This window comes from Sporosarcina sp. 179-K 3D1 HS, from assembly GCF_047228905.1.
In the GTDB taxonomy this organism is placed as follows: Bacteria; Bacillota; Bacilli; order Bacillales_A; family Planococcaceae; genus Sporosarcina.
Window position 1 is genome coordinate 95,211 of the sequence record NZ_JBFEGI010000003.1, and the last position, 26,127, is coordinate 121,337.

Consider the following 26,127-nt stretch of genomic DNA (forward strand, 5'->3'; position numbering starts at 1 on the left):
TGGTTTTTTATGTATAGTTACCCTATTTTAATTGTATCTCATGAAATCCTTTTTTGTCAACCTTTATTTTTAATAAGGAGTGGTGGATATGGACTTGGAACTTCGCCAGGAGCAAGAACGAGTGAACTCCGTAATGGAGACGATTGCGGAGCAAATCAATCAATTGGAGGATGAAACTTCCAGGCGGCGGAAGGAAGTCGTGAAGATCCGCAAACATTTTTGGGATGAAGTAAAAGTGAATTTGGATACGTTCGACGATTATCTGGAGACGATCATCGGCTTACGACAAGAAGCTCAAGCACTGTCCGTCAACCAAAGCACGCATCGACATGCCTCCAAGAGATTAGCTTCTTTGCGGCGGATGCAAGAGATGCCCTATTTCGGTCGCATCGATTTCATTGAAGATGGAACTCCGACTACAGAACGAATCTATATCGGCATTTCCACGCTCATGGATCCAAGCGGAGAAGACATTCTGATATACGATTGGAGGGCTCCGATCTCGAGTGTCTACTACGACTACCCACCTGGTCCTGCACAGTACGCTACCCCGGGAGGTGTCATCCATGGAACATTGGAGAAAAAATGGCAGTACCTCATTCGTGGCGGCTTGATCCAATCGATGTTCGATACGAGCCTTACGATTGGAGACGAGGTTTTACAAGAAGTGCTGGGTAAAGGGACAGACAAACATATGCACAGTATCGTAGCCACCATTCAACAGGAACAAAACCGGATCATCCGGCACGATCGAGGGCGGATGCTCATTGTGCACGGCGCAGCCGGCAGCGGGAAGACATCGGCAGCCCTGCAGCGGGTTGCGTATTTACTCTATAAAAATCGCGATGTGCTAACAGCCGATCAAATCATTCTGTTTTCACCGAATTCTTTATTTAATAGTTACGTTTCCAATGTGTTGCCAGAGCTCGGCGAAGAGAATATGCAGCAAGTCACATTCCAGGAATATTTGGATCATCGGTTGAAAAATGAATTTAAAGTGGAAAATCCGTACGACCAATTGGAATATGTTTTGATTGCAAAGGATAACCCGGAATATCGAACAAGGATGGCAAGCATCCGATTCAAGGCCACCCCTCACTTTTTCGAAGCGCTCCAGGCATACCGGGAATCGCTTGAGGTATCCGGTATGGTATTCAGGCAGATCAATTTCAGAGGAACGCCAATCGTGACCGCTGCACAAATTGCGGAACGGTTTTATAGCAGGGACACCGAACTCCGATTTCATAGCAGACTTGAAAAATTGAAGGATTGGTTATTAAAGCAAATAAATGAAGCTGAAAGGAACGAACGAAAGAAGCCATGGGTACAGGAGGAAATCGAACTGCTTAGCGATGAGGAGTACGACCAAGCATTCACCTACTTGGCGAAAAAGCGCGGTTTTCGGGGAGAAGCGATTCATGATTACGAAATGGATCCTGATGCGTTAGCCCGCTTCCTTGTCCGACAGAAGTTAAGACCGATACGTAAACGGATCAAAGCGTTGCGGTTCGTCAATATCAAGGGAATTTATAGGAATCTATTCACAGACCCTAACCGGATCAGCCAATGGATGGATCAGGAAGCACCAGAGGAATGGCCGAATATTTGCCGGTCTACCGTGAAAATGCTAGATGAAAGGAAACTGTTTTACGAAGATGCCACACCGTTTTTATTAATGAAAGAGCTGATTCAAGGCTTTCAAACGAACAGTTCAATCAAACATATACTAGTAGACGAGGCACAAGATTACTCCCCGTTCCAGTTCGAATTTTTGAAGCGTCTGTTTCCTGCCGCCAAAATGACCGTGCTCGGCGACTTTAACCAAGCCATATTCGCCCATGCAAGTGAAATGGTTGATTTTCAAACGTTGACTAGCTTATACGGTCCGGATGAAACGGCGGCCATCAACTTGACCCGCAGCTACCGATCCACAAGACCGATCGTCGAATTTACGCGTGCACTCGTCCCGAACGGCGAACGGATTGAAGCGTTCGACCGCGGTGGCGAGAAACCCCAATTGACGCAACTGTCCAATCAAGCGGAATTGCATCGCTCCATTACATCCAAAGTGGCAGACTTACAGAAACGGCAGTATCGCACCATCGCGATTATATGCAAATCTGCAGCGGAAAGCGCTGCTGCATACGATTCCTTGCGCGGTATTGAGGATATCAAGCTCGTGAAGAGCGGATCGGTTGAATACGAGCAAGGCGTTGTCGTCATACCGGCGTATTTGGCCAAAGGCATTGAATTCGACGCGGTTATCATTTACAACGCATCCGCGGAAGTATACGGAGATGACAGCCTGCGTCGATTATTTTATACGGCGTGCACCCGGGCTATGCATTATTTGCATTTATACAGCGTAGGCGAACCTAGCCCTTTATTGCGCACGATTGCAGAAGAAAGTTCACTTCATCGCTTGACGTAAGACTTGGTTGGTGCTTTTTCGCAAAAGGGAAAATACATTGTTCTTGCTGGATATGTTCCAGAAAACGAACATGGAGGGTTTCCCCCATTCGCAGGTCAAGCAGCTGGAACGCTTGGACGGCCGGTTGCTCGAATATCAGGATGAAGAAAAACAACAAAAAGAGGAAGCTGTCGCGCAGACCGCTTCCTCTTTATTCATCTTACAATTCCTTCCGTAAATCCCTTCTTTACATACTCTGTTTGGACCGCACAAGATGCCCCTCACTCCTGTTGATACAAAAACAAGGGGATTGTATCATCCCCTCGTCATTTGAGATTATTAATTTTTACGCATTACAAAATCCAATGAGGATACTTTATAGCCATCCTTCTCCTCAAGTGTCGTCATTAAGTCTAAACGCACCCCATCGGCCACGTCCGTTTCCAGCCATTCATCCCCTTCAAAGAACACTTGCGTAATGAGCGTTTCATGCCCCTCCGCTTCAAACATTAGATGAAGATGGGCCGGACGCATCGGATGCTGCTCCGTATACTCCAAAAACTCTCCTGTCGGACCGTCAGTCGGAATGGAATACGGAAGCGGGACGATTGTTTTTACAGTAAAATCCCCATTTTCATCTGTGAAGAAATGGCCCCTGAAGTTATATCTAGGTGCGTCTGAATCGAATGCGGAATATTTTCCGGACGCATCATTTTGCCACATTTCCACGCGGGTATTCGCAAGCGGCTTGCCATCCGTACTGCTTACATTCCCGCTAAAGTACATAACTTCTCCAGCTTCATCAGGACGCTGCGTCAATTCAAGGATTTTGCCGTCCTTTGTTTCGATCAAAGGCGATCCCTCAATGAAATATGGGCCTAGAAGAGATGGCTGTGTGCCGGGCTTGTCCGTGTACATCGCTCTCAACACGTGGGTTTCCAAAAACACATCCGCAAACAGCGGCAATTCCCCTTTGCGCCCCAGCCGATCTGCCCAATTGACAAAGTTTGTATATTCCTCATGATTTAAATGCGCTTCTTGTAGGAAGTTTTTCACGTGTTTAATAAATAAAGCAAAGACCTCTTCCACCCGTTCGTTCTTTTTTGCAACTTGTTTTACCATTCCAAATTCCTCCCCATTGTTATAGATTGTATTTCATTTTTTCTGATAAGCTTGAATATCATCATTGTTGATCCAAGTCGGATTCACCCAGCCATCCAAGTCATAGTCATCCATACATTGCTGGACGAAATCCTCGAACTCTTGGGCATTCCCGTTCGCTTGGGCGACAATCAAGTTCTCCATCCGGATATTCTCGTTATTGCCCGAATAGTTCCGTTCATATAACTCATGACGGCCACCGTATTCTGTACCAATTGCGTCCCATAGCAATTTGATCACCTTGATTTTCTCTTCGGCCTCAATCCCGTTGGATCCGCGGTAAAGTCTATCGATGAGCGGACGCAGCTCCGCATTTTTAAAGTCCATTGAACTGGAAGGCTGGACAATCAGGCTGCCCCCGACGACCGTCTCCACAATATTTTTCACATGCGACCACCCGTCGGACATGAATACACGGTACGCCAATCCGTAATTCAAGTTCGGCAGCAATGTTCCGTTCGCGCTCTTTTCCGGATTCAATGCCATCGCATCACTAATCGCCCAGAACATATTCCGGTAGGCGATGACTTCCCCCAAATTGGCTTGAACCCCGCGGAAGGTATCGGTTCCATTTCCTCGAAGCGCTTTGATTAACAGCCCGGCGATAAAATCGAGTTTTACGGCGAACCTTGTCACGCCATGGAAGGTGAAGCGATGGAGAAATCCGCTTTCAGCAAAGAAGTTGTTCGCTTTTTCAATATCCCGGTAAACGAGTACGTTTTCCCATGGGATGAGAGCGTTTTCAAAAACAAGCACAGAGTCATTTTCATCGAACCGGCTGCTCAATGGATAGTCAAAAGGACTACCGGTCACAGCTGCATTCATTTCGTAGGAGGAACGGCAGACCAGCTTTACGCCGGGTGTATTCATATCCGCGATAAAGACAAGTGCGTGTTCTTCCTTTGGAATGGCAAGCGCGCCATAATGTGCGACGAAGTTATAGTTGGTAAGTGCCGATCCCGTGGCGACCATCTTTGCTCCGCTGACGAGGATGCCTTCTTCTGTTTCGCCTGTTGCGTGAACAAAGACATCTTTCACTTCATCCAGCGGCTTATTGCGGTCGACTGGCGGATTGATGATCGCATGGTTGAAGAACCAGTTTTTCTCCTGCGCTTCTTTATACCATCTTCTTGCATTAGCCTCGTACTTTCCGTAATACTCCGGATTTGCGCCCAAGGTTGCCAGAAAGGAAGCTTTGTAATCTGGGGATCTTCCCATTTGGCCATAGGACATTTTAGCCCATTGCGCAATCGCATCACGTGTTTTGAATAAATCCTCCGCAGTTGTATCGGGTTGGAAAAAGCGTTGCGTAAACCCGCCATTTCCTGTATCGGTTTCTCTCGTTAACGTAGCTTGATATTCTGGATCATGCAGTGCATCATAAAGGCGTGCAATCGAACGGGCACTGTTCCGGAATGCAGGATGGGTTGTCACATCTTTAACTCTCTCACCGTGCAGCCAAATTTCACGATCATCCTTGAGACTTTCAAGATATTCTGCGCCTGTCAATGGGACTCTAACTGCTTGTTGTGTAGTCAAGAATACTCCTCCTTTTTTGCAATCACTTTACTTAATTGAATATTACACCAATTCATAACTATCTGTAACTGCAAATAGATAGTAAATACTTCACGATGACTAGCAGTTTTTGCGGAGGACTCTAAGTACCACAAATCCAGGCCTAAAAAAGTCATCTGGTTCGATTCATAACCGATACAGATGACTAGTGGATTGCTCCTATATCTCGATAGCAGTGTTAGAAGAATTAATGATTTTCAACCCAAAGTAAATTCTTGTAGCGAGCTGTGCATTAAACCGTCCCGATCCTGTCTTCAAATCGATCTCACTGAGTGATTCAATTTTCTCAATCCGATAACGCAAGCCGGCGATGGACAAATGCAGATCACATGCTGTCTGCTGTAGATTGCCGTTATTCTCTAAATACGATTTCAGGGTAATGAGCAGATTACCGGAATTTTCATTATCATAATCCACTAACGTGCCAATGGTTTTCTTGTAAAACTTGATCAATTCTTGATGGTCTGCGCCATTTAAAAACATCATAATCCCTTCCAGATCATTATAGGTCGCCACCCTGCTGCTAATCGGATACGTCAGCTGAACAAAATCACAGATCCGTGTGGCATCCACATAACTTTTCCCTATATCATGGACCGTTTCAGCAATCCGCCCGGAACCGATATGCAAAATAACATCCGGTACATGCCGTTTAATGCCATTCATTAACCGCACTGAAAAATCTTGGACTTCTTGATCATTGCTAGCGCCAAAGATAATCACAATATAATTATCTTTCATAAATAAATCTATTTCAGTATCGTTTTTTGCTAAAAAATGTAACACCCGTCCTCTCATTTTTTCAGGTAGAATTTTAAGGGTAATAATACAATGCGGTTCTTTTGTATTAAATCCAAAAACAGCTGCTTGTCTGCTCAAATTCATATTATCGATAAATCTATTTTCAATCATTTCATCAAAAAAATGCTCTCTTTTCGTCAAAAGCGATTCAGTCATTTTACTTTGGTGATACATTTGAATGGTAAATACCATGAGTGCCCGTTTAATAATTAACAGTTCCCTTTGGTTCGGTTTACATTTTCCGATGATCGTCAAATTCCCAAGCCACGTATTATGACTATTTATCGTAAATGTTTCAAAAAACAATCCGTCTTGCTCATTTTTAATGACTCCGCTGTCCGCCCGCTTTTGATAGGCGGCTTCCTCTGCAGGACAGTGAAAATGAGAGGAATATACTTCTTTATAGTGGTCAATTACAATACTGCGGCCCAGGATGCGGCCAATCGCACTTGTCGTTTCGTTAATATCCTTCCCTTGCAGAAAAAGCTCCGTCAGCTGATTTTGGGCTTCTTCGGATTCGATAATATTTTTATTCAATTGTTCAATCTCCGAATAGACGTCTTCCAAAACAGTCTGCAAGGATTCAGTTTTGTAGTAGCGTAAGTCTTTTAAATGCTCTTCATCGCAATGCGCTACCGTTTCAGCGACGAAATAGCAATCCGCATCCCCTTTCCCACGGCAGTATTTTTCGTACGCCACGACTTCTTTTTCAAAAGCGCTCGTTAAATAACCGCTAGCATAGCCGATTAGCGTCCAGCAAACCGCTTCACTGCTAATCTCTTTTTCCGTCAAGTGGTTGAGAACTTCGAACGAATTTTTCCAGTATCCTGTAAAATATAAATGATCCCCTTTTATTTCTAAAACATCCGGCTCCACTGTGACAATTCCTTCAAGGGTGTGCATAGCTGTTCCCGACATCACGAGTTCTCTTATACATTTCCATTCGTAATTTTCCTTTAACGATTCGGCAGCTTGTTTACCGCAAGCCCAGCCGTAGCGCATTAAGAAACCTTTTGCTCGTTCTTTTCCAAGCGTATTTATTAAATCATGACGTAAAATCCCTAAAGCTTCTATGGGAATTAACCCCATCCGTTTGTCATGGAGTTTAATGATGCCGGTGCGAGGATTGATATCAATTAAGTTTTGCAGCAATAACTGATTCGCTTTCATCCTGTCCTTCTCCCTTTTGTACTATATATTTTTATCACAGTAATTGTAAACGCTTTTAAAAACCTCAAGAACTTACTATATATGTTAGCAATCCGAGTTGCATATAGTACGGGAATAATGCTTTCTATCGACCTGGTTTCGAACGCACAGACTATCATTAAGAAAAAATGATGATGTATGACAACTTGGTATACATCATCATTTTTCACTAATCATTTTTAGCGCAATCCTTATTAAATACATAAAATCTACAAGCCTCCAGTGTACTTATTACCTCACACTTTTTCCTGCTGGAATACTTGCTCGCTAATAGTGTAAGCTGCCGTTGTGTTCGCCTGGACTTCTTCTAAAGTGCTGTTCCCCATTAGTTCCACAAGTTCATAATGATCTCCCCGCCATTGAAAAACGGCCAAATCGGTAATAATCGTATCGGCCACCCGTTCAGAGGTAATCGGGAACGTGCACGTCTCTACAAATTTAGGGCTGCCGTCATTCGCTGTATGATTTGTGGTAATGATGATTTTCTTCGCACCTTCCAGCAAATCCATGGCGCCACCAACACCGATAATATCTTTTCCCGGAATGGCCCAGTTCGCAATCCTTCCTTTCGCATCAATTTGCAGTGCACCTAGAATCGCCACGTCAATATGTCCCCCGCGAATCATCCCGAATGAATCCGCACTGCTAAAATAAGAAGCGCCGACTGCCTCACCGACAGGCAGTTTGCCAGCATTCACAATAAGGGGATCGATGTCTTTTTCTTCAACCGACGTGACCCCCAGCATACCGTTTTCCGTGTGTAAAATATGCTGCGTATCGTCAATATACTCCGCAACCAACGTGGGAATCCCGATGCCCAGATTAATAATCGAATGAGGAGTCAGTTCCTGCACCGCCCGTTTTGCGATCAATTCCCTGCTGTTATCCAATCTGTCTCACCCCTTCTTTCGTTAACGCCCACTCACTTTTGACGATGGCATCTACAAATAAATGAGGGGTTATAATTTCCTCTGGAGACAACTCCCCGACTTCCACAATTTCATCCACTTCCGCGATAACAAACGAAGCCGCTGTCGCCATATTCGGATTGAAATTTTGAGCCGTTTTGTAATAAACCAAGTTGCCTAAACGATCCGCTTTCCAAGCCTTCACAATCGCAACATCTGCTGTCAAGCTCTCTTGCAGCAAGTATGTTTCCCCTTTCATTTCCTTGATCTCTTTCCCTTTTGCTAAATCCGTTCCTACTGCAGTCTTCGTATAAAATCCGCCGATTCCTGCTCCCCCTGCCCGGATTGCTTCGGATAACGTTCCTTGCGGCAATAGTTCAAGTTCGATTTTCCCTTCATTATAAAACTTCGCCACATCCCGGTTGCTTGTAAAATAAGAACCGATCGCCTTTTTTATTTTCCCTTGCCTTAGCAGCAGGCCAAGCCCTTTTCCAGCCTCCCCTACATTGTTACTGATTACAGTCAGTTCATTTACATCATGCTCTGTCAAATGTTGAATGACCGACAGCGGACTGCCGATTAACCCAAATCCTCCGACCATAATGGTTTGTCCTGATTGAATATGGGCAAGCGCATCAGAAATGGATATTTGTTTGTCTATATACATCTCGTCACCTCTTCACAAATTGTGTAAAAACGCATTAATGCTCTCTTCCACTTCAGGTTGTTTTTCGAATAGGAGCGTGTAATGGTTTGCCGGTACTTCCATTGTGGTGATCTCCTTCGCGGCAGAAATTGTTTCTGTATACGTTTCTTTTGTGAATAAAGACTCTTTTTCTCCTAATTTACCGATTGCAATCACAAGAAGGATGGGACAGGAAATCTTTTCAAACACTTTCTTCGGATGAAATTCATAAAAACTGTTAAAATCCTTCTCCATGTCAGAGGATTCTGACTTATGTCGATAGCCTTCTGCCGCTTTTTTCACTTCATACCGGGCAATATCTTCAATGATGTCATCCCATTTAATATGCAGCGACTCGTAAATCTTTCTCGTTTGGGCGACGTAATCATCCGGAGATTCATATGTCTTCTCCAAGCGGCTCAAAGAAGGAAGGATCAACCCACGCTGCCGCTCTTCAGTCGTTCCTGCTCCGTCCAGCAAAATCAGCGCTTCCACATCGGTTTCGCTTGCCACTTGGGCGCAAATATAAGCCCCCATGGAATAACCCATCAGGATCGGGCGTGTAATTTCATTCTTGGCAATGAACGCTTTCAAATCTTCCGCATGCTGAAATAAGGAAGTCTGTTCATCTGCCGGACTGCTGTTCCCTCTGCCGCGTAAATCGTAAGTAATAAACCGGTATTCGTTCTCCAAAAGCTTTCGATAATGATAAAACGTTTTATGATTGCCCGTAAGCCCGTGCAGCGCAATGACCGTCCCTTTTTCTCCCGGCGTATCACAGCCCGCCAGTTTCACATCACTTTCAAGAGGAAATTCTTTGATCATATTTCCACCGCCTCTTAATCTACTTGATAAACAGAGTACTTTACTCCCGTTGCCAACCGCTGTCCTGTTGAAACAAAGATTCTTTTATTCATCCAATCGTATTTTTCGGATGCTGTCTCAAATACCGGATTGGTTCTGAAATAATACTCCTCCACATGAACTTCTTCATTTCGATCCAACCGCGCAAGCACCTCTTTGGGACCCGTTCGAATTCCTCTGTAAGACATCATGATCAGTTCATCGTCGTCGGTTTGAAGTAAAATACGGACGTCCTGAATAATGGTTCCATCTTGGCGTACCGTAATCCAGTCGTCTCCGCCGGGAATGACTTTTCCACTTACCTCTCCGCCGCTAAAATGACCGCCCTCCACCCGGATAATTCTTCTGTTTCCGATTGGCGTCGTCCCCGGCAAATGCGCTTTTTCCACCTGCAGCTCCAGGTCAAATAAAAAAGTTAAATGAGGTGCATCAAAGTACGCCATTTGCGAGTACCCCCTGCCTTCTTTTATATTTCTCAATCTTTGCTTCATCCAATTCGACACCTAGTCCCGGACCGGAAGGGATACTGATCTTGCCATCCTGAAATGCAAGCGGCTTTTTCACAAGATCATCTGCAAGCCATTGCGGCCCGAATGTTTCGCAACCGTAGTCTAAATTTCTTAACACGCCGAACGCATGGATACTTGCCGCCGATCCGATTGAACTTTCAAGCGACGTCCCCCCAAAGCAGGAAATCCCTGCTGCCTCTGCAATCGCTGCCACTTTCAATGTATTTCGCATCCCACCCGATTTATGGATTTTAAGTGAAAAGATATCCGCTGCCCTTTCTTGGGCGAGTCTGTGCGCATCTTGAATGGTCGCGACGCTTTCGTCCGCCATGACAGGTACTTTTTTCATCTCCACCAATTTGGCTGCCCCTTCAAAATCTAACGGAGAAAGCGGCTGTTCGAGGAAATCGACTCCCGCTTCGTGTAGTCGATCCATCCATCTGACCGTCGTTCCTCTGTCCCAAGAACCATTTGGATCAATGCCGATTGTGGAAATTCCCCGCAGCCCTACCGCAATTTTCACCGCACGTGCCGCATCGACAGCCGGCTCGAATTTACCTGCTTTGATTTTAAAATCTTTATATTGCTTGCTGCGGACAAGCTCTTTTCCTTCTTCGATATCGGCATCCGCATCTCCTGTCGCCAACGCCCATTTCACATCGATCGCCTCTTGAAATAAGCCGCCTAATAATTGATGGACTGGCGCATTGTAGATTTTGCCGACGACATCAAACAGCGCCATCTCGACTGTCGCTTTTGCAAATGGATTGGCACGTACATGACGATCAAACGACTGCAATAACTGCTCAATATTCCTTGGGTCCTTCCCGATGAGAAGCGGTTTGATGTACTGCTCAATTACAAGCTGCATCGTCTCGGTACTTTCACCATTCCACCAAATGCCCGGCGTCGTTCCCTCTCCAATCCCAATTAGACCATTCTCCAACTCTACTTGAATGATCAAAAAACTCTTCGTTGTCACAATTTCGGTAGAAAATTGATGAGGTCTTTTGATTGGAACATCCACAATTACGGATTGAAGCTGTTTAATCGCTGTTTTCATCCTTATTCTCCTTTACTTTGAGTCTTGCAAGAAAATAGTATATGTTGTACGATAAACGTACAATTATATCGTATATCGTACACTTTAATATAAACATGAAAGTAAGGAGATTGTCAATGAAGTTTTCGGATAATTCCATTAATAACGCTGATTTTATCCAATCATTGGAACGCGGTTTACTTGTAATCCAGGCATTTTCACATGAAAATCCAACGCTCACTGTAACGGAAGCTGCGAAAATTACAGGGTTGAGCCGGCCAGCGGTCCGTAGAATACTACTTACATTAGAAAGTTTAGGGTTTGCTATATCTGAGGAGGGCCATTTTTCGTTAACTGCTCAAGTCCTCTCTTTAGGCTATTCTTATCTATCTTCCAAAAACATTTGGGAAATAGCCCATCCTCATATGAGAAAACTAGTCGAACAAACAGGAGAATCGACTTCTATTTCTGTTTTAAACGGAACAGACATTGTCTATGTTGCCAGAATCCCGACAAAACGGATCATGGCTATTTCTTTGGAGGTGGGTTCCAAATTACCTGCTTACGCAACCTCCATGGGACAAGTGTTGATGGCATATTTATCTACTGAAGAGAAGGAACAGTTTTTCAAGGAAATACATTTACAATCATTCACAAAACAAACAGTCGTCGATCCAGCTGCCTTATTGGCACGGCTGGAGCAAATAAAAAAAGATGGCTGGGTATTCGTAGAACAGCAATTAGAAGAAGGACTCAGCTCGTTAGCAGCCCCCATAAAAAATCATCAAGGGAAAACAGTAGCCGCGATCAATATTTCATCGCATGCCGATCGTATAAATAGCCAACTTATTGAAGAAAAATTTCTTCCGTTGCTGCTGCAAACCGCCGACCAAATTAGCTCGGACCTGTCCAAGTCCCATCGGATCACTCAACTATAAAAAAGGATCCATCTGGCTGCAACAAACCAGGTGAATCCTCTTTTAGTAGCTACAATTCTCGGGGATAACGGAAAGATGGAAAAGTGGTGCCTGTGCAAGAAATAATCGTGAATGTTTAAACATTCGTGTTTATTCAAACAAACACGGTTGTTTGGCGCACAGGCACCTTTCACAAAGGCACGTGTGCAATTAAGCTCCAAGCATTACTGTTCGTCAATTCATCCAGGTGGACCTCCATATCTCCTCCTAAATAGATTATCTCTCCTCTAATCGCAATGACCATTGCCTGAATGACGGGGTCACAATTATTTTTCTGGAAAACATCGCCTATTTTAGGGATATAAGTTGGACCTGACTGGACTTCTGGTTCTTGCTTTATCGCTTCGTGTGCACTGGAAGCTTGCGGATCCGGGTGTTCCAGATCGATGATGGTTGCACCCTCTTCCAGACCTGGTACCATGACCCAATACTCGCTATGCCTGATCCCATTCGATTTATTGCTAATCACACCATTCGCTTCTATCGAAGATACGATTTCCATTGCGTGCAAGTGGTGATGATCCAAGGAGTCCGGCTTAGGATTGATGATCAATATATAATCACCGACTTTTGCTTTCACGTCTTTATGAAGCGTATATCGTTGATAATTGAACAGAAAACTATCTAAATGCTTTGGTCTATACAAAGTGATTTCTTTCGCAGTTACGAGTTCCTGCTCCAAGTCTTCTAATCGGATTAGATGAACCGATTTTTTAAAGAAAGGTTTTACAGAATACACTTTGTGCAGCTTGTTTTGATAGTAGACAAACTGTCCTTTTCTAACGTTCAACAGATTCACAATGATCCCACCTTATGATTTTATCCTGCTCATTGTCACCTGCCATCCCCTGTGTAGCGAATCACTCTTTCTGCTGTATGATCTTATAAAAGGAGGCGACCATCAAAACGATAATCAGGGAAAGAGGCAACGCTGAGATGATGAGCATATTTTGGAAGCCTTTAATGCCTCCGGAATACATGACAATGGCGGCCATCGCGGATAACGCAAGCCCCCAAATGATTTTGACCACATTGGAAGGATTCAATTGTCCGCCCGTACTGAACATGCCGAGTACGAATGTGGCAGAATCCGCAGATGTGATGAAAAATATCGCAATGACAAACACGGTAATGATGGATAAGACGGTGCCAAGCGGATAATGCTCATACATGCCGAATGTCACCGTCTCTGTAACCAATGCGGACAACTGGGCCAGTCCATTTTGCTCCAAGTATAATGCCGATCCACCAAATACTGCAAAGAAAATGAATGTGACCAGTGTCGGGGCAAGTAATACACCTCCGACAAATTCCCTGATTGTACGGCCTTTTGAAACACGTGCGATGAACATTCCTACAAATGGTGCCCACGATATCCACCAGGCCCAATAAAAGATTGTCCACGCATTGATCCATTCGCGCTGGGTTCCATCCAGCGGCTTCAGTTCAAAACTCATTTCAATGAGATTCCCTGCATATTTACCGATGGAGGTTGTAAAGAGATTTAAAATGTACATGGACGGACCCACTACAAACAAGAGAAGTAAAAGGATAAAGGCCACGGCAATATTAAGGGTGCTCAAGTATTTGATTCCCCGTCCAATGCCCGACCATGCGGATAGAATGAATAATACTGTCGAAATCGACAGAATGATCAGTTGGAACCAGAACGTTTTGGGGGCGTCAAACAAATACGTCAAACCGCTGTTAATTTGCGCGGATCCGAAGCCGAGTGTGGATGCGACACCGACGACAGTCGCAAAGATCGCAAGCGTATCCACGATATGACCCACTGTGCCCCGCATCATCTTCTGGCCAAATAACGGCTCAAGCGTAGCGCTGATCAATCCCGGAGCACCGACGCGAAATTTAAAGTAAGCCAGTACCAGTGCTACAATGCTATAGAGCCCCCAGCCATGCAGGCCCCAGTGAAACATGGCGTATTGAAGGGACTCGATAATCGCCTGATCGGACCCTGGCGTCGCATTCGGCGAACTGATGAAAGCATGTGAGATGGTTTCCGCTGTAGTAAAGAACATCAGCCCGATGCCCATGCCCGCGCTGAACAACATGGCAAACCAGGCAAGGAAACTGAAATCAGGCTTCTCATTTTCCTTTCCCAACTTCACCTTGCCAAAACGGGAAAACATCATATAAATACAAAAACTGATCATCGCGACAATGACAAATATGTAAAACCATCCAAAATGGTCATAAATAAATGCAGTCGCTGCAACCGTCATCTCGTTTAAATGATCTGGGGCAAGCGAACCCCATAGTACAATCGCTATACAAATAACGACCGCATACCAAAATACCCTGGTGATATGCAATTCAATATCCCCTTTCCACCTCTTCCACTATTAAAGCTCCGCGGTTACCATGTAGTTTTCTCGGTGAGATAGCTACTTACCAGGTTAGCGCTTAATTATACCCGTTCGAACGGAAGTCTAAACACAACTGCCTGAGCACGGTGCCAGGCACCCTCGGCTCACTGAATAAACTAAAAAAGACCGCCCAATGCTGGTAACATTAGGCGGTCGGTAATGGCGGGTTCCCTTCAAGGGGTCAGCTTCTGGAAGAAATAATCCATTCTTTATGAGCTGGCCATAAAGGACGGATTATTTTTTTATGGTTAAACGACAATATCGAGGACTAATTTTGCATATTACGGAGGATGTCGTCATGTTAGCTGACAGTGCGGGTGACAAAATTAATCTTTTCATGCGCATCAGCAATTTCAATCTGCTGAATGTCCTGCTTTTTTTCAATCCGGTCCAATCGGACGGTAATGTCGTCGAATCTTCTGTCCATTCCCTCAAACTTCCGATCTATCTCTTCAAAACGCTTATCGATATGCTCGCCATGGAGTTTTAGGGCATGAAGAATTTCCTGCAACATCGGATCTTTATCCATTTTGCTCACCTCACGATATTGTTGATCTTACTGACATCATATTATAAAATCGTTAAAAAATAAAATGTTGTAAATGTATATACAATTCGATAACGGCAATTTAATGGAAAATTAAGCGGCAAAACTAAGTTATTATTGCAAAAACAGGGGCGAAATTATTAAATAATTCTAGGTTCAGGTGAAATTCAAAATTTAATGAGAACCTAACAGGCCATTTCGCGAACAGATTGCTTGAAATACTTAACAACATGCAATACAATACAGGTAACTAGAATACTTTTTCAACAAATGCATAAACTAAAAAGGACCGCCCAACGCTACTAATTAGGCGGTCTGTAATAGCAGGTTCCCTACAAGGGAGATCAGCTCGCTAGATAAAATAATCCATCCGCTATGAGCACCCACTCAAGGATGGATTATTTTTTATTGTGGAACGACAATATCGCTACGATTAATACTCCGAATGTTAACATGAGCATTAGCGCTTCAGATACTGACATGCGACCACCTCCCTTCTACCGGGAAATGGCCGACCACCCTTGAGTAACCTATTCTATTACTCTTTTATTGTAGCATACATATGTTCTAAATCCTATAAACGGGTAAGGGTCGTTGCAAGACCGGCATAATGATCTTATCCACTCCCATAATAAAAGTGCCGGCTTCCGATTGATAATTCACTGGAACTCGGCATCCTTCACTAACTAATCTACGGCATGCAAGAAATTAAACCATTCTTCATATTTGTCTCCTTTAAAATAGGCCTTAATCAACGCAACAGTAAACAATGATTCCATAAGTTCCCAACCCGGTGAGCAATGTTTTCATCATTCAAAAAGATATTGCCTATCAAAGCACTTTTGTCGGTTTCTACCCTTTAGAGTCCTGCACCCTATATCCTAACTCCTCAAGAATTCGATAATCACGTTTCAAATTTAGATTTTTGTCATGCGTTAAACTTTAATTCATAAAAAGGAAAAAGCCCTCTTTACATAGTACGCAGATACTTATGGAGACTTTGAGTAGTCACCCAATTGCTCCTTCGTCCAATGCGAGCCTGATCTCTTGTCGGCAAAAAATAACCTTATTGTCTTGGTATCTAATAGTACCTATGTAAATTTCGTAAGGAATGACATCCGAAAAATTAATTTCATATAATTGCGTGTTATTAAATTGGGGTAGTTGAAGTCAATCCTCCCTCAAACAACTTTGCCAGAAGGGCTAAAATTCTTCAAATCCTTTTTCATGAAGTGTTCGTAAAGTCTCACCTCCATTTATTCACGTCATTGACGCAAACTGCTGCTTTGAATTACGCTATAAAATCAAACTTCAGAATTCAATCAGGTACCCTAAAACTGAAATGCTTTATGAAACAAGTCTTAGCCTACGCTCCCTAAAATTCAGATATAATTAGGAATTATTGTTGCGGTTTATACTGCTATTGCTAACTAAGTATCTTCAAAATTCAGCTCTTCGGTTGAACCCATGGAACTTCCCTAATCATTTTTCCCTCAAAGTTAGGTGCTAATAACGAATCCCTGTAAACTCCCTTATATTGCGCCAACCCTAACATAATCAATTCAAAATATCTTACTCCCATTCTCCATATGTAATAAAGTGTATCGGTATCTAGACTAACTAATTTTTTCTTTGGGTGAGCTATATCGTTCCGCACTTTAGTAAAGAGGTGCGGACCATCTTCATATTGGTCTATAAGTTTTTCTAATGTTGGATTTCCAGTCAAAGTTGCCTCAATGTTAAATTCATTCAATATTCTTCTAATTTTAGTTGAAGCCCGACTCGCTTTAAATTTACCGGGAGTTACCTTTTTTGTTTCCTCTACTAAGTAAGACCAAGAGAGAGTTTCTAACGTTGCTTGTAAAACAATAATTTTATTTTCAATATAAGAAGGACCAAAGCTATCAAAGTATCCAGATAATAGAATCGGAATCTGCGAGTTCCAAAAGTTATCTTCCATCAAGTTCAAAAATCCTTCGATTACACTTTCTAAAGAGCCAAGCGTATTTGAAGGAAACCAGGTGGAATGTTGCTTCCATTCTGCTATTAGAGGAAGCCTATAGTGTGTGATATGTATGCCCTCTGCCGTTTTGTTGAATATATGACCTATACCTACCTGGTGTCCGGCAGCAAATGATAGAGTCCACATTATTTTATCGAGTAGTTCTTCAACTTCTTTAAAATCAATATCATTATTATCATTTCTGTAAATTTGACCAACATGAGTTATGGAGAAGCGTCCATTTCTCTTTAACTGATCAAAGACTTTCTTGCTATCCGGGATTTTATCAATTATAATTTTGTAGCCGTTATGCTGAATACTTATCCTCCCAGCATAAACTCTATCTCCATACCGAACCATTTGACCACGATTGTTAACAAAGTTTAAGACAGAAAAGCAGATCTTTTCCTTAGGTTGAAAGTCTTGCTGGCAAATTTCATAAGTAAACTCACCTCCAATTTGCTTTTCTCCTTTTGAATTAAATTCAAAGGATGTAATTAAAACCGAACCGTTCAAACCATTATCTGTTGTAGCTTGCCAACTATTCAATTTTGAAAAATCTAATTTACCATCTACTACAATTCTTCCCTTAAATAAGATTTTAGGACGTGGTTTTTGAGAGTAAGTTATTATTCCCTCAAGTGTAATGATGTGATCGGTTGTTTGTAAATGAATAGGTCCCTCATAGATTTTTTCTTTTAATAATTCTTTATTAATTAGTTTGGATGATGCAATTGTATTAGGTAATCCATCATACATAATTAAGTCCTCCTCAAAACGAATTTTTCACAATGAAAAGGCAAAAGGCTGATGAATATATCAATAATTGTAGGAGTACTGGTAAAAAACATAAATTTTTTATTAACTGCATGCGCATAATCAATCAAGATTATGTAACAATAATTAACAATTTTATTAGCCATGGTATTTATATTTTCGAGTAAGAGTCTGCTCGATCGTAATTCCTAATTAATTATTGACTCTTTAATTTTTAATAAGCTATTCCTCCATTCAAAGATTAGCCAAAAACTTTCTTGAAAATAGAGTGACCTTGATGATTTTTTTGGCAATTGGAATGTTGGAGTTTTGGAGTAAAGTCATTCTAATTCTAATCGAAGGAAATCGACTGTACTGCTTCCATTTGAACTTAACGGAATACGCCATGCTCTATTTCTAGTTAGACAAATAAATATATTACTATTTGTCTCCCACACATAAAATTTGCTACCGAAAATGAAAAGTTGAAAATTCAAACTTTTATCTACTTTACTATATAACCGTTTTAAGCTTATATATATATGTGATATATTACTTTTTATATTAATCTCTGCATAGGTAAGCATGTTAGAATAGTAATGAGATTGCCTTACAGCTTCAAGACTATTTTGAGACGTTGCATATCCACCGCCAACCGGATAATATACAGCTTTATCATTTACAGATGTTAAAGTAATCGCACCCGATTTTCTTAATTTCATCCGTTCTTTCTCCGTAGGCTCATTTCCAATTATACTTAAACCGTCTACTATCCTATATTGTGAGATACTATCCGGCCAATACTTATGCAATATTTCAAACAGGGTTTTATTTGCCCATTCTCCGTGCTTTCCAATTTTTATTAGATACGCGTGCTTATCAGTGATCCTCAAAAATAGAAGATAATCATTAATAAAATCACTTCTATTACGGTTAACAAAGCCATCGTTATCTATTTCAGTACCCAAATGAAGATGGTGAATCCCCCAATCGTTTAATAATGCATCATGGAAATTTGGGTCTAAAAACTTCCTACTTAAATGTGGTAGTAAACTTTCCCCAGACTCAATCTTCCGTATCAACTTCATAACCCTAGCTGCAATTTCGGGAGGATAAGAAAAGTCCTTCGAAATCAGAACTTTTCTAGGTCTCTTCGCTATTACTCTTCTTTGCAGTTCAAAAAACTTCAAAATTACTTTTGAATCATCTGGAGGCACTTTTACACCGTACTGTAAGAGTTGATTTGACAGAAAATATCTAAAATCACGAACTAAATTTATTTGGATTTGGTAATCAATTGGGTGCTTTAGGTATCTTTTCACCACTATTACTCCTTCCAATTTTCTATTTCTACATATTCCCCGCCTCAACGTCTCCACCGCCATCTTCTGCAAATCTGGCGGATATCTGTATTTCTTCACAGTCACCGTATTTAGTCTGCATCTTAGTCTAGCAGACTTCCTCAAGTTCTAATCTATGTTCATATTTACTTTAATCACATTTGTCAGTTCATGCACAATTACAATCAAGATGCCGTCAAGTACTTGTTCAGCTGTGTCGGGTGAAGATTGGGCATCGTAGAGCGCTATTTCTTCCTGAATCATTCCCACATTTTCACCGGCTTTATATAGAAGAGGTGCCTGGTTCCAGAGCCATTGAGAATTCAATGAGAACCTACACCTATTTCCAATAATGGTTTACTGTTTACAAACTAGTTTAAACTACCTCACCGCAATTCCTCCCCATAAGGCACAATCTCCTCATTCAACACCTGCAGCCACTCCCGCTTCATCTGCGGCCCATATTTCAACGGCTTGGCCTCCGGGTTAACCTCTTTATACTTATCAAATTGCTTGCTATCGAGGATGCCTCCGATGTTCGGGATGGTGTCGGATCCCGGTACGTATTGGATGGCTGACAGGTGGAGCTGGTCTTCATTCACAAACCATGTGTTCGAAAGATTCTCGATTGCGCCTTCATATGCGTTCGTGAAGTAGCGTCGCTTGACTACGAGTATATCCTCATCTTTGTCTATTTTCTCCGCATCGATGTCATTTAGGATCGTTTCATAGACATGCTTCACAGCTGGAGATTTGTTCAGTTTCTGCAACGCCTTTTCAATTTCTCCACGGGTATCTTGATTGTTGGCCGCGTATGTTTCCAGTAGCCGATCGATGTAAGTGGAGTCGATGTCGTAGAGCTTCGCCGTATAGTCCCCGTAAAATTCGATTTCCGAGTAATCCGGCTCAGGTCCGTCTCCTTCTCCGCCTTCCTCCATCAGGGAACCCTTCACGGTGTTATAGACACCGTGATAGTTTTCGAGCGTCTTCACCTGTTCTTGCAACGCTTGGGAATTCTCCATGTCATCGTTGTAGTCATCGTAGGTGACTAGGGCTTCGTAAGCGTTGTTCAACTCCTGGAAGGCCTTCACAAATTCAACACGTTGCTCCAAAGGCGAGTTCTCATCGATTTCCGCCATGTTCGGAACAGCTGAAACCAGTTCCTTATGGGCCGCCTTGAACCGCTTCTTCGACTTGTCATAGGACGGGTACACAAGGGCGGTTTCTTCCTGTGCCTGTGAATACAACTTCGTTGCGTCTTCTACGTTCTTCTCCATTGTCGCCGGTTTTCGGAACGTGACGATCAATCCTTTCGTCTTCTCCGGGTACGTCCGGTTTGTCCGCGAAAAAGCTTGGATCAGATTAGCATAACTGAGGTTGCGGTCGACAAACAGCGTCTGGATTGTCGGTGCGTCGAAGCCAGTCAGCAGCCGGTCGACGACGATGACCAAATCGACTTGTTTGCCGAACTCCTTGAATTCCGCCCGCTTCCGTGCCAGCCGGTTGTTGATATCCCCGTTGTAGCGCTCGATATCTTCGATCGACCAGGCAGTGCCGTAGTAGTCGTTATACTCCTTGATGATGTCCTTCATTTCATCCTGCGATTGCTTGGAATCTTCTTCGTTCTCCTGGAGGGAATACGTGATGGCGATCCGCGGAAAATCGGGATCGTCCATCGTGCGACCAGTCCGAATGGGTTGTCCGGCGAATTCGTTCGTCAGCCAGTCAGGGTCTGCTGTCAACTCTTTAATGGCGTGGTAGTAACGTTTCGCCATGTCGATGGAGCTCGTCGTCATGATGGCCGATTTCTGCGGACGTCCGTTTTGGAAATCGAATTTCACATAGGCATTGTCTGGGCGGAAGATCTTGTGAAGCACTTTCTGGATATGCTCGTCACTTTCATAGCTGGACGATTCGATATACGTTTCCTTTTCGATTCCATCCATTTGGTCAATCAAACCATTCAATTCATCGTCACCGACACCCGCATACTTCTCCTTTTGCCGCAGCTGCTCGAAAATGTAGTTATCAAGTGACGTCGGTTCAATTGTATCTTCATGTTCAACCTGGAAACCTAGCACTGCGCCGTCTTCCAGTGCATTCTTAATGGTGTAGGTGTGCAACACTTCTCCATATTGGTCATGTGTCGTACGGGCAAGACGGCCCTTCGCCTGCTTTTTGTTTTCATCAAATATGGGCGTGCCCGTAAAGCCGAACCACGTCGAATTCGGGAAGAACCGCTTAATCGCTCCCATGCCTTCCGCACTTAGCGCCCGGTGGCATTCATCCACAACGAAGACGATGTGCTGGCTCATGAGTTTTTGAAAACGCTGCGTTCCCCGTTGTTCTTCCTGTTTCTCCGCATACCGGAGAGCGGCTTCCAGCTTCTGCCGAGTCGTGATGATGACCGTGTTGGAATTGACGCTCGACAAAAGCGTCTCACTCAGCTCCCGGGAACTCCCCGTGCCGACAATCAAACTGTTTGATCTGGCGGTTCCGGATGAAATGCCGGTGTTGAACTCTGACGCAAACTTGGTGAATTCGCTCGTCGTCTGGTTGTCCAAGTCTTTCCGGTCAATCAGCATGACAGTCCGGTCCACCCCCGGTTTGCGGGCGAGCAGCTTCGTCGACACAAAACTAGTCAGCGTCTTCCCGGAACCCGTTGCATGCCAGACATACCCCGATTTATGCTTCACCGCCGATGTGAACAGCGCTTCTATGGCATGGATTTGATACGGATGCAGTACCATGAGCGCTTTATTGTCCTGATCTTCACTGACAATCGTATAGTGCGCAATGAGCCGGTGGGCGTCCGGGATATTCAGCACTTGCTTGACGAATTCGTACAGGTTGTCCACTTTCCGGTTGTCGGTCGTGCGCCAGCTGAAGACAAACTTTTTATGTAGATCTTTCGGCATCGCATTGGCAAAATAGCGAGTCGTCTGCTCATTCGAAATGACGAACAGCTGGAGTGTGGAAAAGATATTATTCCGGAACATCCCTTCTTCTGCATATTTCTTAATTTGATGAAATGCCTGGAACACGCCGTCTTTCGCACTCACTTGCTTCAATTCCCTCCGTGTGTAGAGTGTTACATTTTATCTCTTACTCTATTGGAAAATCGAAATGATTTTCTTTATTTAAATAAAAATCAACTCCCTTGCTTCTAGGTGCGGAGGGAGTTGCTTATATCGTCGAGGTGCTAATCCAATCAACATTTCACTTGGATCCAAGGCAGGTGGAAATAGTAGAAGATTCCCCCTACTTCACCACCGTCACCGGACAATCCACATGCTTCATCACCTTATGACTCACACTTCCGAGCACCATCTCCTGGAACGTATTCAACCCGCGGCTGCCGATGACGAGTTGATCCACCGCTTCGGCGTTCACATATTTGATGATTTCCTGGCTCGGACTCCCTTTCAACATCGTCACCTTCGCCTTCACACCAGCGTCATGGGCCAGCTCCAGGACCGGCTCCACTTTTTGCTTTCGTTTCAGCAGCAGGCTTTCCTCGCTTTGCGCTAAGAGCCGTTCGTCTTTTGCTTTATTGTAATCCGCGACATAGATGACCTCCAATGACGCTTCCGGGAAGTGCTGGGCGAGCGTAATGGCGTGTCTCGCGGCTCGCAGCGCGTTTTCCGACCCGTCGATGGCAACCGCAATTTTCATGTAAAACCCCTCTTTCATAGTAACTTTTCGTATAGTTGTTCACTTGAAGAATTCAGGCCGCGGATCGTTACGGTCACGCCTTCTTCCTCTAGCTTCTGTTTCACTTTACTGATCGCTCCGACAGAAGATTCATCCCATAGCTGACTATCTTCAAAGTCGATAATGATTTCCTTTTCCTGTACGTCGCGGAATGCCTGGATAAACTTTGTTGTCGAGGCGAAAAACAAAGGCCCTTTTATCTTGTAGAGGTTCCCATTCTTCGTCACTGTCACGCGGGAGATTTTGGCGACGAAAAAAAGAGAGCTCAGGATGACACCGACGACGACACCGATCGCCAGATTATGCGTATATAAAATAATCGCAACGGTGATCAGCATCACAATCGATTCCGTTTTTGGCGCTTGTCTCAGAAACTTGAACGACCCCCAGTTGAATGTCGTCGCAGCTACCATTATCATAACTCCTGCCAAGACAGGCATCGGAATTTTGACGACGACATCTCCTAATACGATAATCAAAAACATGAGGAATACACCCGCCGTAAATGTCGATAGACGTCCGCGACCCCCTGATTTGATATTGATGATCGATTGGCCGATTAGCGCACACCCTGCCATTCCGCCGAAAAATCCTGTGAAGAAGTTCGCGATCCCTTGCCCGCGCGCTTCCCGGTTTTTATCGCTCGGCGTATCCGTCATATCATCCAATACTTGGGAAGTAAGTAATGATTCCAATAAACCGACAATGGACAAGGCCATAGAATAAGGGAAAATGATTTTCAGTGTTTCCAAGTTAAGCGGGATATCCGGAAGGAAAAAAGTGGGCAGTGAATTCGGCATCTTCCCTAAATCACCGATCGATTGCAGCGATACACCGCTCACCAGCGCGACTGTCGTCATGACGACAATTGCAATCAACGGCGCGGGGATGGCGGTGAAAAAACGCGGAACCGCGTAGACCAAAACGAGTGTAGCGATTGCGAAAATATACGTCATCGCATCCGATCCCCGCAAGTACGGAAGCTGCGTGATGAAAATCATGATGCCGAGTGCATTCACGAATCCAAGCATGACCGAGTTCGGGATGAAACGCATCAGGTTCGCAACTCCAAACACTCCGAGAATCAATTGAATAATCCCCGTCAAAACGGTCGCCGCCAACACGTACTGCAAGCCATGATCCGCCATCAAGTTGACCAGAACCAAAGCCATGGCACCGGTTGCCGCTGAAATCAGACCCGGACGGCCCCCGACAAACGAAGTGATGACCGCAATCGTAAACGAGGCGTAAAGTGCGACGCGCGGATCCACTCCTACAATGAATGCAAAGGCCAACGCCTCCGGAATCAGCGCCAACCCTACGACGATTCCTGCTAAAATATCAGCCCGGATATTCCCGAACCAGTGTTGTTTCAAAGTATACATATATTGTTCTCCTCATAGCTACGATAGATGGTAGAAATTGCACGTAAACCGTTCCAATTATAACAGAATAGACGGCTTAGGGGACCGTGCAAGACTCATTGCTACTCAGTGCCCCTTTCGTGTGTCATCACTTCCATTTACACATCTGTCGAGCCGTCTTTCATCCCTTCCAAACGAGCCATCCGCTTGTGAAGTGACTTCCGCCACTCGTCCGCGAGTGCCTCGACCTCTGCAAGCCGTTTCATCGCTTCTATATTTTGAAGCTGGTGAAAATATACTTCATTCCCGAACAGAATGGATATCTTGGCGGGATGCTGTTCGATCAATGAAATGGTTGCATCCCTCCTGACAGTCCCTTCCTCGAGAACCCTGCATAAATAGCCCGTATAGCCCGTTTCAATCATCCGCTTCATAATGTTTGGTAATCCGGTTCTCTTCGAAATCGTGCTGCATGGCACTCTGCCTTGTGTCACTTGGATCACGGCATCACCGATACGATAGATGTCGCCGATGAATACGTCGGTTTCTAGCATGTTGGACACGGTTAAATTCTCTCCAAATGTGGCATCTGGCAATGGTTGATGGAATTCCGTTTCCCATTGGGCATAATGCTCGAACGGGTACACGCACACGGCCCGATCCGGTCCGCCGTGAAAGTGCAAATCTGCCACACCGTCTCCATTGAAACCACCTTTTGATAAGAATGCTTCTTCCACTTTATCTTTGCATATACCCGTTACAATTTCTTTCCCATTCCCATACGGTAGCGTTTTCGGTTTTCCAATTGCAAATGTGACAATCTCCCGTTTTGACATCCGGTTTCCCCTCCAATAGAATCTATGTATTTTTATTAACAATATCGTTTTTTGCTGGTTGAATGAAATCTTGGAATAAAAGGAAATGAACTGACAAGGTGAAGGACATAAGTGTAAAATAAAGAAAACAGATTAAAAGAGGAACTACATATGCCAAAAACTCAACAAAAAGTGCCTGTATGGAAATTCTTCACGCGCGGTGTTTGGGTGATGCTCGGTGCAGTCATTGCGGCTTACGGATTAGAATCTGTACTCATTCCAAACCAAGTGTCGGATGGAGGCGTAACAGGTCTAAGCATCGTCGGGTCACAAGTGTTCGGTCTGCCATTAGGCCTTCTCATCGCCATTTTGAATATTCCATTTGTAATATTAGGCTACAAACAAATCGGGAAAAGCTTTGCCCTTTACTCCATCCTCGGCATTGCTACACTGGCGGCCAGCACGAGCTTAATGCACCGTGTTCCGACCATTATCGAAGGAGATACGCTATTAATCACCGTTGTAGGGGGAATCATCCTAGGTTTGGGAATGGGGATCGCTTTGCGGAACGGTGGTGCACTCGACGGGATTGATATGTTAGCTGTCTTGATTTCCCGAAGAATGCCCTTTGGGACAAGCGACTTGATTTTATTTCTGAACGTTTTTGTATTCGCCATTGTCTCGACGGTTTTCGGACTTCAAGGGGCTTTCTTATCCGCCATTGCGTATTACATTGCCACGAAAGTGATTGACATTGTGGAAGAAGGTCTTAGCGGATCCAAAACATATAAGATCATTACGAGCGAACCCGAAGAAATGGTAGCGACAATCCGCGACCGTTTAGGCCGGAGTGCGACTTACAAGATCGTTCAAGGCGGATATTCCAATGAACAATTCAAAGAAATCACGTGCATTATCAACCGACTGGAAGATAGTAAAATGAAGGAAATCATCCTAGATATCGATCCGACCGCGTTTGTCACTGTTTATGAAGTCGCTGAAGTACGAGGCGGAAGTTTCAGTAAGCGCAATATCCATTGACGAACGGTGCCAGGCTC

23 protein-coding genes are annotated in these 26,127 nt (G+C 43.9%); 4 read left to right on the forward strand and 19 right to left on the reverse strand.

What is annotated here, in order from left to right; translation table 11 throughout:
• Nucleotides 1-88: 88 nt before the first annotated feature.
• Together helD and AB1K83_RS05625 are read left to right on the forward strand one after the other, a co-directional pair.
• A complete protein-coding gene (gene helD, locus AB1K83_RS05620; RefSeq protein WP_413057183.1) occupies nt 89-2,431 on the forward strand; it encodes an RNA polymerase recycling motor HelD in 2,343 nt (780 codons plus the stop codon).
• Between the two features lie 37 nt (nt 2,432-2,468).
• Nucleotides 2,469-2,648, forward strand: a complete 180-nt coding sequence (locus AB1K83_RS05625) for a hypothetical protein (protein ID WP_413057184.1) — start codon at nt 2,469-2,471, stop codon at nt 2,646-2,648.
• Nucleotides 2,649-2,749: 101 nt separating this feature from the next.
• Here AB1K83_RS05625 and AB1K83_RS05630 read toward each other — a convergent pair whose 3' ends face one another.
• From AB1K83_RS05630 to AB1K83_RS05665, 8 genes are all read right to left on the reverse strand, one after another.
• Nucleotides 2,750-3,532, reverse strand: a complete 783-nt coding sequence (locus AB1K83_RS05630) for a dioxygenase (RefSeq protein WP_413057185.1) — start codon at nt 3,530-3,532, stop codon at nt 2,750-2,752.
• A 33-nt stretch (nt 3,533-3,565) separates the two neighbouring features.
• Nucleotides 3,566-5,110: a 4-hydroxyphenylacetate 3-hydroxylase family protein gene (locus tag AB1K83_RS05635; protein ID WP_413057186.1), complete on the reverse strand. Its 1,545-nt coding sequence runs from the start codon at nt 5,108-5,110 to the stop codon at nt 3,566-3,568.
• A gap of 198 nt (nt 5,111-5,308) precedes the next feature.
• Nucleotides 5,309-7,120: a XylR N-terminal domain-containing protein gene (locus AB1K83_RS05640; protein WP_413057187.1), complete on the reverse strand. Its 1,812-nt coding sequence runs from the start codon at nt 7,118-7,120 to the stop codon at nt 5,309-5,311.
• 275 nt (nt 7,121-7,395) lie between these two features.
• Complete coding sequence (locus AB1K83_RS05645) at nt 7,396-8,049, reverse strand: 3-oxoacid CoA-transferase subunit B (protein WP_413057188.1); 654 nt, start codon at nt 8,047-8,049, stop codon at nt 7,396-7,398.
• The gene (locus AB1K83_RS05650) at nt 8,042-8,734 is read right to left on the reverse strand and encodes a CoA transferase subunit A (protein WP_413057189.1); all 693 of its coding nucleotides are present in this window, start codon (nt 8,732-8,734) and stop codon (nt 8,042-8,044) included. Before AB1K83_RS05650 ends, AB1K83_RS05645 begins: the two co-directional genes overlap by 8 nt.
• Nucleotides 8,735-8,746: 12 nt before the next feature.
• Nucleotides 8,747-9,577, reverse strand: a complete 831-nt coding sequence (locus AB1K83_RS05655; protein ID WP_413057190.1) for an alpha/beta hydrolase — start codon at nt 9,575-9,577, stop codon at nt 8,747-8,749.
• 14 nt (nt 9,578-9,591) lie between these two features.
• Complete coding sequence (locus AB1K83_RS05660; protein ID WP_413057191.1) at nt 9,592-10,059, reverse strand: DUF3237 domain-containing protein; 468 nt, start codon at nt 10,057-10,059, stop codon at nt 9,592-9,594.
• A complete protein-coding gene (locus AB1K83_RS05665) occupies nt 10,046-11,188 on the reverse strand; it encodes a muconate/chloromuconate family cycloisomerase (RefSeq protein WP_413057192.1) in 1,143 nt (380 codons plus the stop codon). The genes AB1K83_RS05660 and AB1K83_RS05665 overlap by 14 nt, the downstream gene beginning before the upstream one ends.
• Before the next feature lie 116 nt (nt 11,189-11,304).
• Here AB1K83_RS05665 and AB1K83_RS05670 point away from each other — a divergent pair, with 116 nt between their 5' ends.
• Nucleotides 11,305-12,105, forward strand: coding sequence for an IclR family transcriptional regulator C-terminal domain-containing protein (locus AB1K83_RS05670; RefSeq protein ID WP_413057193.1), 801 nt, complete (start codon nt 11,305-11,307; stop codon nt 12,103-12,105).
• Nucleotides 12,106-12,274: 169 nt separating this feature from the next.
• Here the strand turns inward: AB1K83_RS05670 and AB1K83_RS05675 are convergent, their stop codons facing one another.
• The 11 genes from AB1K83_RS05675 to AB1K83_RS05725 all read right to left on the reverse strand — a co-directional run bounded on the left by AB1K83_RS05675 (nt 12,275) and on the right by AB1K83_RS05725 (nt 25,090).
• On the reverse strand, nt 12,275-12,943 hold the full coding sequence (locus AB1K83_RS05675) for a hypothetical protein (RefSeq protein WP_413057194.1): 669 nt from the start codon (nt 12,941-12,943) through the stop codon (nt 12,275-12,277).
• Nucleotides 12,944-13,004: 61 nt separating this feature from the next.
• Nucleotides 13,005-14,477, reverse strand: coding sequence for a BCCT family transporter (locus tag AB1K83_RS05680; protein WP_413057195.1), 1,473 nt, complete (start codon nt 14,475-14,477; stop codon nt 13,005-13,007).
• Between the two features lie 355 nt (nt 14,478-14,832).
• Nucleotides 14,833-15,060 carry a hypothetical protein gene (locus tag AB1K83_RS05685; protein WP_413057196.1) on the reverse strand — a complete coding sequence of 76 codons (228 nt, stop codon included), beginning with the start codon at nt 15,058-15,060 and terminating at the stop codon, nt 14,833-14,835.
• A gap of 416 nt (nt 15,061-15,476) precedes the next feature.
• Nucleotides 15,477-15,560 carry a putative holin-like toxin gene (locus AB1K83_RS05690; protein WP_413057515.1) on the reverse strand — a complete coding sequence of 28 codons (84 nt, stop codon included), beginning with the start codon at nt 15,558-15,560 and terminating at the stop codon, nt 15,477-15,479.
• Nucleotides 15,561-16,525: 965 nt separating this feature from the next.
• A complete protein-coding gene (locus AB1K83_RS05695; RefSeq protein WP_413057197.1) occupies nt 16,526-17,839 on the reverse strand; it encodes a hypothetical protein in 1,314 nt (437 codons plus the stop codon).
• A gap of 338 nt (nt 17,840-18,177) precedes the next feature.
• Nucleotides 18,178-19,158 (reverse strand): hypothetical protein, encoded by a 981-nt coding sequence (locus AB1K83_RS05700; RefSeq protein ID WP_413057198.1) that lies wholly within the window; start codon nt 19,156-19,158, stop codon nt 18,178-18,180.
• 147 nt (nt 19,159-19,305) lie between these two features.
• Complete coding sequence (locus AB1K83_RS05705) at nt 19,306-19,503, reverse strand: type I restriction enzyme endonuclease domain-containing protein (protein ID WP_413057199.1); 198 nt, start codon at nt 19,501-19,503, stop codon at nt 19,306-19,308.
• A 59-nt stretch (nt 19,504-19,562) separates the two neighbouring features.
• Nucleotides 19,563-22,238 carry a type I restriction endonuclease subunit R, EcoR124 family gene (locus AB1K83_RS05710; RefSeq protein WP_413057200.1) on the reverse strand — a complete coding sequence of 892 codons (2,676 nt, stop codon included), beginning with the start codon at nt 22,236-22,238 and terminating at the stop codon, nt 19,563-19,565.
• Between the two features lie 199 nt (nt 22,239-22,437).
• Nucleotides 22,438-22,869 carry a universal stress protein gene (locus tag AB1K83_RS05715; protein WP_413057201.1) on the reverse strand — a complete coding sequence of 144 codons (432 nt, stop codon included), beginning with the start codon at nt 22,867-22,869 and terminating at the stop codon, nt 22,438-22,440.
• Nucleotides 22,866-24,275: a SulP family inorganic anion transporter gene (locus tag AB1K83_RS05720; RefSeq protein ID WP_413057202.1), complete on the reverse strand. Its 1,410-nt coding sequence runs from the start codon at nt 24,273-24,275 to the stop codon at nt 22,866-22,868. Before AB1K83_RS05720 ends, AB1K83_RS05715 begins: the two co-directional genes overlap by 4 nt.
• A 137-nt stretch (nt 24,276-24,412) precedes the next feature.
• Complete coding sequence (locus tag AB1K83_RS05725) at nt 24,413-25,090, reverse strand: MOSC domain-containing protein (protein ID WP_413057203.1); 678 nt, start codon at nt 25,088-25,090, stop codon at nt 24,413-24,415.
• 210 nt (nt 25,091-25,300) lie between these two features.
• On the opposite strand from AB1K83_RS05725, the gene AB1K83_RS05730 reads away from it, so the two are divergent.
• Nucleotides 25,301-26,110 carry a YitT family protein gene (locus AB1K83_RS05730; RefSeq protein ID WP_413057516.1) on the forward strand — a complete coding sequence of 270 codons (810 nt, stop codon included), beginning with the start codon at nt 25,301-25,303 and terminating at the stop codon, nt 26,108-26,110.
• The last annotated feature ends 17 nt before the right edge of the window (nt 26,111-26,127 follow it).

Bases quoted from the DNA above. Each gene is read 5' to 3' on its own strand.
- AB1K83_RS05715 (WP_413057201.1), bottom strand. From the start codon at position 22,869: ATGAAAGAGGGGTTTTACATGAAAATTGCGGTTGCCATCGACGGGTCG.
- helD (WP_413057183.1), top strand. From the start codon at position 89: ATGGACTTGGAACTTCGCCAGGAGCAAGAACGAGTGAACTCCGTAATG.
- AB1K83_RS05695 (WP_413057197.1), bottom strand. From the start codon at position 17,839: ATGTATGATGGATTACCTAATACAATTGCATCATCCAAACTAATTAAT.
- AB1K83_RS05670 (WP_413057193.1), top strand. From the start codon at position 11,305: ATGAAGTTTTCGGATAATTCCATTAATAACGCTGATTTTATCCAATCA.
- AB1K83_RS05655 (WP_413057190.1), bottom strand. From the start codon at position 9,577: ATGATCAAAGAATTTCCTCTTGAAAGTGATGTGAAACTGGCGGGCTGT.
- AB1K83_RS05720 (WP_413057202.1), bottom strand. From the start codon at position 24,275: ATGTATACTTTGAAACAACACTGGTTCGGGAATATCCGGGCTGATATT.
- AB1K83_RS05660 (WP_413057191.1), bottom strand. From the start codon at position 10,059: ATGGCGTACTTTGATGCACCTCATTTAACTTTTTTATTTGACCTGGAG.
- AB1K83_RS05730 (WP_413057516.1), top strand. From the start codon at position 25,301: ATGCTCGGTGCAGTCATTGCGGCTTACGGATTAGAATCTGTACTCATT.
- AB1K83_RS05725 (WP_413057203.1), bottom strand. From the start codon at position 25,090: ATGTCAAAACGGGAGATTGTCACATTTGCAATTGGAAAACCGAAAACG.
- AB1K83_RS05690 (WP_413057515.1), bottom strand. From the start codon at position 15,560: ATGTCAGTATCTGAAGCGCTAATGCTCATGTTAACATTCGGAGTATTA.
- AB1K83_RS05685 (WP_413057196.1), bottom strand. From the start codon at position 15,060: ATGGATAAAGATCCGATGTTGCAGGAAATTCTTCATGCCCTAAAACTC.
- AB1K83_RS05650 (WP_413057189.1), bottom strand. From the start codon at position 8,734: ATGTATATAGACAAACAAATATCCATTTCTGATGCGCTTGCCCATATT.
- AB1K83_RS05630 (WP_413057185.1), bottom strand. From the start codon at position 3,532: ATGGTAAAACAAGTTGCAAAAAAGAACGAACGGGTGGAAGAGGTCTTT.
- AB1K83_RS05640 (WP_413057187.1), bottom strand. From the start codon at position 7,120: ATGAAAGCGAATCAGTTATTGCTGCAAAACTTAATTGATATCAATCCT.
- AB1K83_RS05665 (WP_413057192.1), bottom strand. From the start codon at position 11,188: ATGAAAACAGCGATTAAACAGCTTCAATCCGTAATTGTGGATGTTCCA.